Source organism: Vibrio sp. 2017_1457_13, from assembly GCF_030851525.1.
In the GTDB taxonomy this organism is placed as follows: Bacteria; Pseudomonadota; Gammaproteobacteria; order Enterobacterales; family Vibrionaceae; genus Vibrio; species Vibrio metschnikovii.
In genome coordinates, this window is record NZ_VHTA01000001.1 from 427,227 (window position 1) to 440,137 (window position 12,911).

The 12,911-nt window shown below is 41.8% G+C and carries 12 protein-coding genes; 7 read left to right on the forward strand and 5 right to left on the reverse strand.

The features are described from left to right. Positions 1-12 precede the first annotated feature (12 nt). The 3 genes from FKN88_RS01945 to rmf all read left to right on the forward strand — a co-directional run bounded on the left by FKN88_RS01945 (position 13) and on the right by rmf (position 3,957). Positions 13-1,932 (forward strand): ABC transporter ATP-binding protein, encoded by a 1,920-nt coding sequence (locus tag FKN88_RS01945; protein ID WP_306687162.1) that lies wholly within the window; start codon positions 13-15, stop codon positions 1,930-1,932. An 8-nt stretch (positions 1,933-1,940) separates the two neighbouring features. Next, on the forward strand, positions 1,941-3,617 hold the full coding sequence (locus tag FKN88_RS01950) for a DUF3466 family protein (protein ID WP_306687180.1): 1,677 nt from the start codon (positions 1,941-1,943) through the stop codon (positions 3,615-3,617). A 166-nt stretch (positions 3,618-3,783) separates the two neighbouring features. Then, entirely contained in the window at positions 3,784-3,957 is a 174-nt protein-coding gene (gene rmf / locus FKN88_RS01955) for a ribosome modulation factor (protein ID WP_040904313.1), read from the forward strand. Between the two features lie 170 nt (positions 3,958-4,127). Here the strand turns inward: rmf and fabA are convergent, their stop codons facing one another. Beyond that, complete coding sequence (gene fabA, locus FKN88_RS01960) at positions 4,128-4,646, reverse strand: bifunctional 3-hydroxydecanoyl-ACP dehydratase/trans-2-decenoyl-ACP isomerase (protein WP_004395285.1); 519 nt, start codon at positions 4,644-4,646, stop codon at positions 4,128-4,130. Between the two features lie 69 nt (positions 4,647-4,715). After that, positions 4,716-6,356: a Lon protease family protein gene (locus FKN88_RS01965; RefSeq protein WP_004395284.1), complete on the reverse strand. Its 1,641-nt coding sequence runs from the start codon at positions 6,354-6,356 to the stop codon at positions 4,716-4,718. Between the two features lie 165 nt (positions 6,357-6,521). Here FKN88_RS01965 and matP point away from each other — a divergent pair, with 165 nt between their 5' ends. Beyond that, positions 6,522-6,977 (forward strand): macrodomain Ter protein MatP, encoded by a 456-nt coding sequence (gene matP / locus FKN88_RS01970; protein WP_154168209.1) that lies wholly within the window; start codon positions 6,522-6,524, stop codon positions 6,975-6,977. Positions 6,978-6,982: 5 nt separating this feature from the next. Next, positions 6,983-7,300, forward strand: a complete 318-nt coding sequence (locus FKN88_RS01975; RefSeq protein ID WP_217521357.1) for a DUF3634 family protein — start codon at positions 6,983-6,985, stop codon at positions 7,298-7,300. A gap of 291 nt (positions 7,301-7,591) precedes the next feature. On the opposite strand, the gene FKN88_RS01980 is transcribed toward FKN88_RS01975, so the two are convergent. From FKN88_RS01980 to FKN88_RS01990, 3 genes are read right to left on the reverse strand one after another with little or no spacing between them, the layout of a single operon-like run. Further along, positions 7,592-9,325, reverse strand: coding sequence for an ATP-binding protein (locus FKN88_RS01980; RefSeq protein ID WP_306687181.1), 1,734 nt, complete (start codon positions 9,323-9,325; stop codon positions 7,592-7,594). Between the two features lie 9 nt (positions 9,326-9,334). Then, positions 9,335-10,519, reverse strand: a complete 1,185-nt coding sequence (locus tag FKN88_RS01985) for an FIST N-terminal domain-containing protein (protein ID WP_154168203.1) — start codon at positions 10,517-10,519, stop codon at positions 9,335-9,337. Positions 10,520-10,571: 52 nt separating this feature from the next. Next, positions 10,572-10,769: a hypothetical protein gene (locus tag FKN88_RS01990; protein ID WP_154168201.1), complete on the reverse strand. Its 198-nt coding sequence runs from the start codon at positions 10,767-10,769 to the stop codon at positions 10,572-10,574. Positions 10,770-11,014: 245 nt separating this feature from the next. Between FKN88_RS01990 and FKN88_RS01995 the strand changes: the two genes are divergently transcribed. Together FKN88_RS01995 and uspE are read left to right on the forward strand one after the other, a co-directional pair. Continuing rightward, positions 11,015-11,767, forward strand: coding sequence for an FNR family transcription factor (locus FKN88_RS01995; protein WP_154168199.1), 753 nt, complete (start codon positions 11,015-11,017; stop codon positions 11,765-11,767). 155 nt (positions 11,768-11,922) lie between these two features. Continuing rightward, positions 11,923-12,870 (forward strand): universal stress protein UspE, encoded by a 948-nt coding sequence (uspE, locus tag FKN88_RS02000; RefSeq protein WP_186462963.1) that lies wholly within the window; start codon positions 11,923-11,925, stop codon positions 12,868-12,870. Positions 12,871-12,911: the final 41 nt, after the last annotated feature.

The following is a 12,911-nucleotide window of genomic DNA, read 5'->3' on the forward strand; positions in this document are numbered from 1 at the left end:
GTTTGAAAAAACATGGCATTAATTACCATTCATAATGGGTTGCTGGCGTTCGGTGATCATCCTTTACTTGATCAGGCTGATTTTGCACTGCAGGAAAACGAACGTGTGTGTCTTGTAGGGCGTAATGGGGCGGGTAAATCAACATTAATGAAAGTGTTGGCAAAAGAAATCTTACTCGATGACGGTAAGATGCAGGTCATGCAAGATGTGGTAGTCTCACGTTTAGAGCAAGATCCTCCTCGTGATCAACAAGGCACAGTGTATGATTATGTTGCCGGTGGTTTAGCTGAAGCAGGAGAACAGCTTAGGATCTACCAAGATCTTTTGGATCTTGTCACGCATTCACCCACCGACGCCAATATTAAAAAATTATCGGCGGTTCAAGAGCAGTTGGATCACACCGGTGCGTGGCGCTTTGAAGATAGAATCAATAATGTGCTGACCGCTCTGAAATTGGATGGGCAAACTAAGCTTACCGATTTATCCGGTGGATGGCAGCGTAAAGCCGCTTTAGCTCGCGCCTTAGTGTGCGAGCCGGATGTGTTATTGCTTGATGAACCCACTAACCATTTGGATGTGACGACCATCGAATGGTTAGAAGGCTTTTTGAAAGATTTTCGTGGTTCGATTATTTTTATTTCTCATGACCGAACCTTTATCAAATCGATGGCAACGCGCATTGTCGATTTAGATCGCGGCAAGTTGAATTCTTTCCCCGGTAACTATGATCAATATTTAGTTGAAAAAGAAGATCAATTACGCGTTGAAGAAATGCAAAATGCTGAATTTGATAAAAAATTGGCTCAAGAAGAAGTATGGATCCGCCAAGGTATTAAAGCACGTCGTACTCGTAATGAAGGACGAGTGCGAGCCTTGAAAAAACTTCGTGAAGAACGCAGTCAGCGACGTGAAGTGCAGGGCAAGGTTAACCTTAAGATTGATGATGGTTCTCGCTCAGGCAAAATTGTCTTCGAAGCGGAAAATCTGTGTTATTCGATTGATGGCAAATCGATTGTTAACGATTTCAGCTTTAATATCATGCGTGGCGATAGAATCGCCCTCATTGGTCCAAATGGCTGTGGTAAGAGTACCTTATTAAAGCTGTTGCTCGGTGAGCTGACCGCTGACAGTGGCCGTTTGCATTGTGGCACCAAACTTGAAGTCGCTTACTTTGATCAATATCGAGAGCTGCTCGATCCTGAGAAATCGGTGATTGATAACCTTGCTGATGGTAAACAAGAGGTGATGGTTGCAGGGCGACCACGTCATGCGTTAAGTTACCTGCAAGATTTTCTCTTTGCGCCTAAACGGGCTCGAACGCCGGTGAAAGCCTTATCTGGTGGTGAGAAAAACCGCTTACTACTGGCGCGGATTTTCCTAAAACCCAATAACTTATTGGTGCTCGATGAACCAACCAACGATTTAGATATCGAAACATTGGAACTTTTAGAAGATTTGCTTGCCAATTACCAGGGTACATTATTATTGGTGAGCCACGATCGTGAGTTTGTCGACAATACCGTGACCACCAGTTGGATTTTTGAGGGTAATGGCGTTATTGAAGAGTTCGTTGGCGGATATCATGATGCGCAGCAGCAGCGACAGCAGGTCTTACAGGCTCGCCTTGCGGATGTTGAGCCGATAAAGCCAGTTAAAGCTGTTGATAAACCAGCTAAAGCCAGCGAAGTAAAACCGAAACTTAAAAAGTTATCTTATAAGTTGCAGCGTGAGTTAGAAGAACTGCCTGCCAAACTAGAACAGTTTGAAACTGAGATTGAGACGCTACAGCTGCAAATCAATGACGCTGATTTTTTCAGCCAGCCTGTAGAGCACACACAACCGATATTAGATAAGCTAGCGGCCACTGAGCAGGCGCTCGAAGTAGCTTTTGAGCGTTGGGAAGAGCTTGAAGCGATGCAACAGGAAAGTTAATGAAACCAATAAGTAGTAACATGTTTAAGCTGACTGCGATCAGCGCGATGATTCTGTCAACCACATCAGCCTCAGCGGCACTGTATCAAGTGATTGAGGTTAAACCTCAAACTACTTTTGCTTTTGAAAGTGTTTATGGAGTCGCGATTCAACCGGGTAATGTTGCCGATGGTAATTCATTAGGTTGCTTTGCCGATGGGACAACAGATTGTGAATCGTCGTTTAAACTTGCCAGTGAAACTCGCCTTGTCGCCACCCATGCTGGACAAGCTATCGATGGTCTCAGTTACCGTGAAGAAGCACCATTTGGGATAGATAACGGATTTATCTATGTACAAGATGACGAAAGAGATTTTGAGCGTTATTGCCGTACGGATCTACGCTATGCCATTTGTGAAACTTGGGCAGACATTCGTTGGAATGTTTGGAAGAAAGAAATTAATGGCGATCAAACGCCAAACGCTATCGCTTTTATTGAAGGTCAAGCGACACCCATTGATGAAACTAAGAATGTCGTCGTCAATAGTTTAACGGCTAACGCAGAGCCAATTGGCATTACTCTGACTCCTGGCGATGTTACTGGTTCACGACGTAACTCGGTGAAAGCATTAGTTGCCAATACTAGTATTAATATCGATGCTGGCTTGCAAACTCGCGCTTGGAAAACCGATGGAACTTACACGGTCGGAAGTGTCGCTCACGAAAAAACAAATAACCAAGGTAACTTTTACACCTCTAAAGGCGCGATTTGGGACAGCTTAGGTACAATGACGGAAATCCCTTGGCAAACGACAAATCCAGAACGAGATAATCGTTTAGCTCAAGGTAGTTTGCGAGATGTTACGGTCAAAGACGGTCATATTTACGCGGTAGGTTATAACACCTTCTATGATGACCGTAATTTTATGCAAGCCAGCGTTTCTTCGGTAAAAGTGGGAGAAAGCAATTGGATTACTAAGCCGGTTACTGGAGCAACCGTGCGAGAAAACGGTACTGGCGGTGATTTTATTCACTCTCATTCGCTGTTAACGGCAGTCAATGAGCATGGTATTGCGATTGGTGAGGCTAAATTATCTCGCGCTGAAAGTGGAGCTTACGCAAATCGCTTATTTGTTGTTCCAGATATTAACGATCCTAAAGCCAATTTCTTAAATGGCAGTCTCTTTTTTGCTGGAGCAGGAGGCAAAGCGGGAGCCATTAATAACTTTAATGAAATCGTCGGTCAGATTGATACCGAAGAAACCCGTGAAGTGGGCGGAAAACCGCGTCGTAAGCGAGGATTTATCTATCCTTATGGCACTGAGCTTCAAGGTAGTGTTCCTGAGCGTCAAGCCATTTTCAACAATCGGGCGTGGTTATTGGATGATTTAACCAATGGTAGTGAGTTTTCTGATAATAACCAATATCGAATTATTGCGGCTAACGATATTAATGATGCCGGTGTAATCGCGGCCACTGCACTAAAATGTACGGGTGGTTATGACTCGACTGCGCATAATGCCCAATGTGGCGCAGGGAAAGGACAAGAGAAAACGGTCGCGGTTAAATTGGTGCCAATTGCAGGCAAGACCCATGAGGACATCTCTCCTCGAGGTATGGATGATCTAGTGGTAGAGCGTAATGGCGCTGGACTGGGATTGTGGTCTTTGATTCTTGGCGGCTTACTTTGGTTCCGTAGAAAATAGTTAAAATTTGTCAAACGAGGCATAGGTTCACAATTTTGGACTTATGCCTTTTTTATTGCTTGAGAAAGGGACGCTTTTGGTCGATTCTTAATGATGTGGTCATAAAAACACCACATCATTTTAATAGTTGTACGTTAGAAACAAGTTACTGTATGAGGACTGCACTATGAAGAGACAAAAGCGTGATCGCCTGGAAAGAGCGCAATCTCAAGGATACAAAGCAGGATTGAACGGACGTTCTCCTGAGGAGTGCCCTTATCAACAAACAGATGCTCGCTCATATTGGCTAGGTGGTTGGCGTGACGCCAGAGATGATAAACACTCAGGTCTCTACAAATAATTTGCCACATACAACATGGTTCTAAGCCCCGAAAGGGGCTTTTTATTACGCTATACAATAGAACATCATTTTAAACCATCCATCTAATGCACTATAACTTAAAATATTTGTTAAGAATAAAACAGCCATAAGAGCTGCTTCATTCTTAAACTACCTAGATAAAAGTGGCTTTAAAAAGCTGACGTATCTTGGAAAAGACCTACTTTTAAGTCTTTGGCAACGTAAATTTCTTTGCCATCAACCAAGACTTTACCATCAGCGAGGCCCATGACTAACTTACGATTGACGACGCGCTTCATGTGGATCTCATAGGTCACTTTCTTTGCCGTTGGTAAGATTTGTCCGGTAAATTTGACTTCACCAACGCCCAACGCTCTTCCTCTGCCTTTTCCGCCAACCCAGCCGAGAAAGAAACCAACCAATTGCCACATGGCATCTAGACCTAAGCAGCCGGGCATTACCGGGTCACCAGGGAAATGACAATCAAAAAACCAAAGATCAGGAGAGATATCCAATTCAGCGAGAATGAGTCCTTTTCCAAAATCGCCTTCTGTTTCTGACATTTTACTCACACGATCCATCATCAACATATTAGGGGCGGGCAGTTGAGGATAACCTTCACCAAATAGTTCACCACGGCTTGAGGCTAGAAGATCTTCACGATTATATGAGTCACGTTTATTGTGCATAGTACTACTCCAATTTCAGATAGGAAGCATGTTAGTGAACGCATGTACGCTAAACAACTCCGATCAGTGTTAGATAAACCAATTTTTTATTCTTTCGACTATTCCGGGTGTTTGAATATGTTTTTCAAAAAATTCAATACGTTCGGCAATTTTGCTGATCACGCTTTCTTGATCATCGCCTCTAAATGGCTTGTTCATCAAAATAGGGATAGCTTCATCCACCGTAGAGACAGGCCAGATATTAAACTCACCGTTCTTAATACTTTCTACGACTTGAGAGTGCAGGGCGAGATGTTTTAAGTTACTTTTAGGAAGAATAACCCCTTGCTGCCCCGTAAAACCATGATGCTGACAAACTCGGTAAAAGCCTTCAATTTTTTCATTCAAACCGCCCACGGCTTGAACTCGGCCAAATTGGTCAACAGCGCCAGTGACAGCAATTTGTTGATCAATCGGATATTCTGATAACGCACTGACTAAAGAACACAATTCGGCCAGCGAAGCACTATCGCCATCCACCTCACTGTATGATTGCTCAAAGACCACGGAAGCAGAGAAGGGTAATGGCACATCAAGATGAAGAGCACTGCTGACAAAGGCTTGCATAATCATCATTCCTTTAGCGTGTAAATTACCGCCCAGTTCAACTTTACGTTCAACATCAGCAATATCACCATCGCCAAAATGAATCACACAAGAAATTCGCGCTGGCTCGCCGTAAGATGTCGGATGGCCAGCAACATCAATAACCGTAAGTCCGTTGACTTGTCCAACATGTTCACCTTGTGTTTCAATAATCACTTGCCCATCAAGAATGTCATCTAATGCTCGTTCTGGAAGATAAGAGGCACGATAGTAACGTTGATGGATAGCCTGTTCCACGTGCTGCTGTTCAATCGTTTGCCCTTGAGACTCAATAGCAGACTCTTCGAGTAGTGAGCGATGCCACATGACACAGAGTGGCGCATAATGCTGATCCTCTGTATAACGAGCGCCCGCAGTCATCACTGTTTTAATCGCCTCTGCGGTAAGTAAAGGTAAATCATAGCGTTGAATTAACCAACGTAGATAACCTAAATAGGTCAGCATGCGATCATTTTCAATTTTAATGTCGAGTTCCATTTCACTAAACAGACATAATCCAGCATGAATGTCTGAATCGAGAAAATCGATATCACCGAGTTGATGACGATCACCGACAACAATCAATTTAATGTTATAAGATTGATTGATAGGAGTCTGCAGCAGCGATTTTTTACTCACGTTAATAGGGGATACGGGTTCACCGAGTACCGCCGCTTTTAACATTGGCCAGCAGAGTGGGTTAGCAAGCAATAGATTCGCTGAAATGATCAAATAACCATTATCCGCTTGTGCTAATAACCCATGAGTTTGATCAATAACTTGACCATTTTTAGCGGTGACTTGCCCAAATAACATGGTCATGTCGAGCGTTTCAGTTCTGACTACTGGTACACGATGAGTATTTTCAAGATGCTCTTGAATCAAACAACGATAAATGGAGTTATCTGGCGCATTGATCAGCAGAACTCGGCTAAAACCCTGTATATGTATGAAACGTTCAATCGCTTGTAACAGTCTTGGTTGAGTGTCGAAAAACGGCACCGCCGTTAATTGCGCAAACTGAGCCAGCGGTTCATTAAAATCGTCATACTGGGGCGTTACTAAACGCCAGATATCTTGTGTCATTGAGTCATCGAAGTGATTAAAAGGATTGAAATTATATAGAAAAACCCTGACTACGAATAGCTTTGTTATCAGGAATACTCATTAGAGCATTTTTATTGCTATGATTGAAACTCAGTAAAGGTTGGGTTACCCTGTCACTATGCTTTTATATGGACTTTGCCGACTATGAAATATCAACAACTCGAAAATCTGGAATGTGGTTGGAAATGGCAGTATTTAATAAAAAAATGGAAAGATGGTGAGCAAATTACTTGCCATATTGATCGTAGTGAAGTGGAAAACGCGATAGTAAAGCTCAAATCTATTGAGTATGAACCCACCTTAGTACTCGATTGGATCGCACAACATATGGCTCCCGAGCTAGAAAACAAGTTAAAACAAGCCATTCGTGCTAAGCGCAAAAGGCATTTTAATGCTGAACAGTTGCACACTCGTAAAAAGTCGATTGATCTCGATTATCGCGTATGGGAAAAATTATCCTCAAGAGCTAACGAACTCGGTTGCACTTTATCAGATGCGATTGAGTATCTACTCAGTGAAGCATCACGTAGTGAAAAAGCAAGCCGCGCGGTGAGCAGTTTAAAAGAAGATCTTAATAAGTTGTTGTCCAATGAGGAGTAAATGAAATGCTGTATGTTATTGTTATTGCGGCAATCGTCATTTTTTGGTTAGTCGCGGTCGATAGACCAATTTTAAAAGTTATCTTCAAATCAGGGCACATAGTAGCAAGCAAGGGGCATTTTCCCGCTACTTTCAAACATAATGTCTGTGAGATAGCAGAGACAACGCCATTTGATGGTCAGATGAAGGTTTACCATCAAAGAACCGGCATGAAACTTATCTTCTCCAAACAAGTACCTAAAAAAGTTCAACAACGGATTCGCAATGTATTTCCTCATCAAGGCTTTAAGATCTCAGGACCCAAAGCCAAAAAAGGTCGATAGCTTTTTACGCACGAAATACGGGGCTAATACACAGGAGTAGCTAATGGAGAAAAAACTGAGTCGAAAATTGGGTGTTCAGGGTCAATCCACGATTGAATGTTCCCTTTTAACACTCATCCTTAAGTGCGCATTATGTATATTATGTTAAATGTAATACATTTAGATACACGAGACTTATCCTTACAGCGCTCCTATTCTTCCTTTTACTTATTGTATTAAACATAAGTCTATTTACCATAAAGTATATAATTACCATATTGGTTCATGTTTGCACATTGAACAATATGGTAATTATTCTTGAGGATTTAAATACTGTTTAATAATGCGTTGTAATTCTTGGCTACGAATGGGTTTTAAAACCACATCATTCATGCCTGCCTGTCGAAATGTCGCGTGATCATCTTGCATTGCATGGGCCGTGAGCGCGATGATCGGTATCTGGATATTCTTACTACGCAAGATTTTCGTCGCTTCAATTCCATCCATCACTGGCATCGAGATATCCATAAGAATCAAATCAAATGCATGGCTAGTTTCTGTTAATGATACGGCTTGTTGTCCATCACTCACCATGGTGACGTTGTAACCCATGCGCGATAAGATTAACTGGATGACCATTTGGTTAGTTTTGGTATCTTCAACAACTAAGATATGTCCTTGGCTACTCTGACTACTGGAGGCTTGTTTTAAAATAGGTTCAAGGGGATCAATCTTAATGCTATGTGTTTGTCGTGAATCGACGGGAAGACGGATGGTAAAATGGCTGCCTTGTCCTAAAGAACTGCTGACTGAAATCGTTCCTTTCATCAATTCTACAAGGTGTTTAGTAATCGCTAAGCCAAGCCCTGTGCCACCATAATGACGAGTAATAGAGCTATCGGCTTGAATGAATGGAGAAAACAAGTGTTCTATTCGCTCAGGCTCAATTCCAATTCCGGTGTCTTCGACATGGATGACCAACTCATTTCTTGCGGTACTTAACCGGACATCAACAGAGCCTGCTTCGGTGAATTTGATCGCATTACCAATCACGTTGAACAGTATTTGCATTAAACGTACAGGATCAACCCAATATTCATAATGATCACAAATTGATGTTCGAACATTAAAGCGGATCCCTTTAGCAACACACGCTTTATGATGATAAGACAGAGCATGAACAAGCTTCTTGTGCAAATGAACCCAGTGACGATGTAACTTAAAGTGCCCTGATTCTATGCGACTCAAATCAAGAATATCATTGATGATCACTAACAGAAGTTCTGCTGAATTTTCCATTTGTTCTAATAACTCAAGTTGAGAGTGATTAGAGTCTTCTCGCAAAATATCAATTAACCCTAAAACAGCATTGAGCGGCGTTCTCAACTCATGACTCATCATCGCTAAAAATTGCGACTTAGCTTGGTTAGCATGTTCTGCTTGCTGCTGTGCAATATAGAGTTCATGAGTTTTTATACGCACTAAGCTTTGCAATTCTTCTTTATGTTCAATATCGTTAATGGCCCGCTCGAGGAGTGGACGAAAACGTTGCAACGTTGCTTTAGTCTCTAAACTAAACTGCCCTTTCCTACTGCCTAAAAGCAGTAATACGGAATCGCTGGTTTGCGTTTGGATACCCGTGATTAACGCGGAGTTTATTGTTTTTTGAAGAAATGGATTAAGATTTTGAAATTCGGCAAGCTTGGTGGGCTCAAATAGGATAATACACTCGCCTTGTAATACTCGTTGAAATTTATCACCATTAATCCACTGCTTGCCTTGAAACGCGATATTCGAGGACAGAAATGTTGAAAATAACGAATTTGGCGTGTTTTTAGCAATAACAATAAAATCATTAAAGTTAATATATCGATGAAGGACGTTTTTAAGCTCTTCAAATATCTGATATTTATTATCAGCATGACTAAGCGCCGATATGGCGCTGAGAATAACACGGTTCTCTTCCGCTAAGCGAAGCTCTCTCTCTTTACTTCTTTCTAACTCAAGTAGCACCTCACTCAGCTGCTCATTTTTGTCTTGTTCTATCATCTTTGTCTATTCTGACTCATAGAAGATAACCGATGCTATCATTAAATTTCCGTGGGCATTCTCGCCACCAATAAAACGCCCCTGTTCACCAAAAGTGAATGGACAAATAAAAGGCTGACCATGCATTTGCTCGACCAGTTTTTTATGAACGAGTTGTACATCTTCTCCTAGACGGAGCATTGCCCCTGCACAATAGATGATAATCGAGCCGAGCAGTAATGACTCATGATAGTTTTGTGTATTTGCATCTTGGATCACTCGTGATGCTCGATTGAGTAGCTGTTCTTTTGAACCGGTCATCAATCTTATTTTTTCGCCTTCATTAATCGTAGCAAATAGTTCAAGCGATCCATCATTGAGCATTTGAATAGGATGACACAATTTATAGTAAGGCTGTTGATTAACATATCCGGCCACTCTTCCTAAAGGAAATCGAGTCACATGCTCAAACAGATGTCGATCATTAAATTGAATATTGGAGTGATCGCTGATCCACTCTTTATAAATAGCCGAGGCTGGCTCACCATCAATACTCTGAATACATCGATGGCTAGCTTGGGTAATTTCGCCTTCAAACTCAGTCGGTGAATAACCAGCACTAAAACCCGAGGTTAGTGGCTTAGATGGAAAAAATAGCTGCAAAGCTATGCCATTAGAGCTCCATCCCTGTTGGGTAATGATAGACCATTGTTTTTGAATATGATTATCAGCTGCGCTCCCACCGATAATAGGAACGTGAGTGCCAAAGGTGGCATCAATCGCATCAATAAATGCCTCTTCATGGCCGGGGGTCGAATGCAACAGAATTAAGCTTGGTACTTCACCAATTCTATTCGCTTGTCGCAAAGCTTGTTGAATAGCGACATAAGCGGCTTGCCGATCATCCTCTTGACCTAACTCGACTAAACCAGTGCCATACGCACTATAAGAGCAGTCATAAATAGCCATTAAAGCCACAACAGGCCCGATATGAAATCCTTTATCAGTCATGATCGCTTGGCATGAAGAACAGCCAATAAATGGGATTCCTGGAAAATGTAGGCGAAGTTCTTGCTGTATCTGCTTCGCGGAATACTCTTGTGAGTAGTAGCAAATTAGGTTGGACAAGCCATCTTTTTTCAATGTTTCTGCTAACTGCCCTATTGCGTCTTCAGGTCTCGTGGCATGAGTAAAAGTGGTAGTAAATTGCATATATCAAACTAATAAAGATGCGTTAATGATGGAATATTACCACGATACTTTTTTATTGACTGTCTTTGTACTGCAAGGATTGGGTGTTTTCGTGATCGATAGACTCATTTTTTAACGTTGGGTGTTCTTTAGTTGCTTCTTTATCTGTTGAATAATGAGTTATAGTGCGCCAGGTGAATGCCGATATCAGAATAGTTAACATAACGATTATTTGAATCAGCTTGTTTTTTGTCAGTTTTTCTGCTGGCATTATGGGGTGTCCTTTATCATCAATGACTAACCGAATCAGTAACTTGGTCTTGCAGTGCTCATCGTGGGTATGTAAATAGAAAGAAGAGAGTACTACATCCGCTTTTAAATGTTAACGTCCGTGACCATGATACCGATTACCAATATTAACTGTGCTTACTCTCTTTAGTTGTTTATGGATCACTATCCTTTGACGATAATGAATGCTAGAATTCTTGATGTGCATCAATTTAGTGAAAGGTTGTTATGATTTCTGAAAAGCCTGCGACAAAGCGTATTCAATCTGGTGGCTGCGCCATTCATTGTCAAGACTGTAGTATCAGTCAACTTTGCATTCCGTTTACACTGAACGAATCAGAACTGGACCAGCTTGACCAAATTATTGAGCGTAAAAAGCCGATTCAAAAAGGACAAGCGCTCTTCAAAGCCGGTGATGAACTTCGCTCTCTGTACGCGATTCGTTCAGGAACCATTAAAAGTTATACCATCACTGAACAAGGTGATGAACAGATTACCGCTTTTCACCTTGCCGGTGATTTGGTTGGGTTCGATGCCATCACTGGCGACTCTCATCCAAGTTTTGCTCAGGCATTAGAAACCTCAATGGTTTGTGAAATACCGTATGAAATCTTAGATGACCTTTCTGGAAAAATGCCTAAGTTACGCCAACAAATTATGCGTTTGATGAGTAACGAGATTAAGGGCGATCAAGAGATGATCCTATTACTCTCAAAAAAGAATGCCGAAGAGAGATTGGCGGCCTTCTTGTATAATCTATCAACGCGTTTTTCTCAACGAGGATTTAGCCCTCGCGAATTCCGTTTAACCATGACTCGTGGTGACATTGGCAATTACTTAGGCTTAACCGTAGAAACTATCAGTCGTTTACTGGGACGTTTTCAAAAATCAGAAATGCTTAGCGTGAAAGGCAAATACATCACAATTTTAGATCATGACGCTTTAATGCAATTAGCGGGTGTATCGAAAGACAGCAAGTAATTCTTGATTCATGGCGATGATGCAGCACTTTGATGAGCTGCATCATACTTTTCTTAAAAAACTGACTCTCTTCACTAAAACTCTCTCTCCAACTGCGTTAAAGTATCTCTAAGGTCTGTGAGTTATTGACCTCCTCCACAAACAAGGAGTTTGTTATGAGTATCTATAGCAAAATATTAGTTGTTGCAGACATTAATCACGATGAACAACCGGCATTAGCCAGAGCAGTTCAGCTCGCAGCAAAAAGCCAATCCCCGAGTCATATCACTTTCTTTATGTCGATTTATGATTTTTCTTATGACATGACTTCGATGCTTTCTATTGATGAACGAGATGCGATGCGCAGAGGCGTGATTCAACAACGAGAACAATGGATGAGAAGCGTTGCTGAACCTTATATCGATTCATCCATTCAATTTGATGTAAAGGTGGTTTGGCACAATCGTCCTTACGAGGCGATCATTGCAGAAGTCTTCTCTGGTCAACATGATATTCTTATCAAAGGCACTCATAAACATGATGTATTGGAATCAGTAATATTTACTCCTACTGATTGGCATCTACTGCGCAAATGCCCGACTCCTGTTTTACTGGTTAAACACAGTCACTGGCCTGAGAATGCGAATATTATCGCCTCTGTTCACGTGGGGTCAGAGGTTGATACTCATATTCAGCTCAACGATATCATGGTCGAACAATTACTCAATTTAACTCAACGTCTTGGGGCATCGCCCTATTTAGTTAATGCTTACCCGGTAACGCCAGCCAATATTACGATTGAGCTACCTGAGTTTGACCCGACCACTTATACTGATGCCGTTCGTGGCCATCACCTCACATCGATGAAAGCACTAAGACAAAAACATGGTTTAGATGAAAACCAAACTATTGTTCAACAAGGTTTACCTGAAGATGTTATTCCCGAGGCAGCCAAAACGCTTGATGCGGCGATGGTCATTTTAGGAACGACAGGGCGAACAGGACTTTCAGCCGTCTTTATTGGTAATACCGCTGAACAAGTCATTGATAAAATCAACTGTGATGTCCTTGCCCTAAAACCCGCTGGGTATATTAGTCCTCTTGATCCTAACATCGCTAGCTAAACACTCTGTTTGCTATTTATAAGTCCCCATCCCCTTGGTTG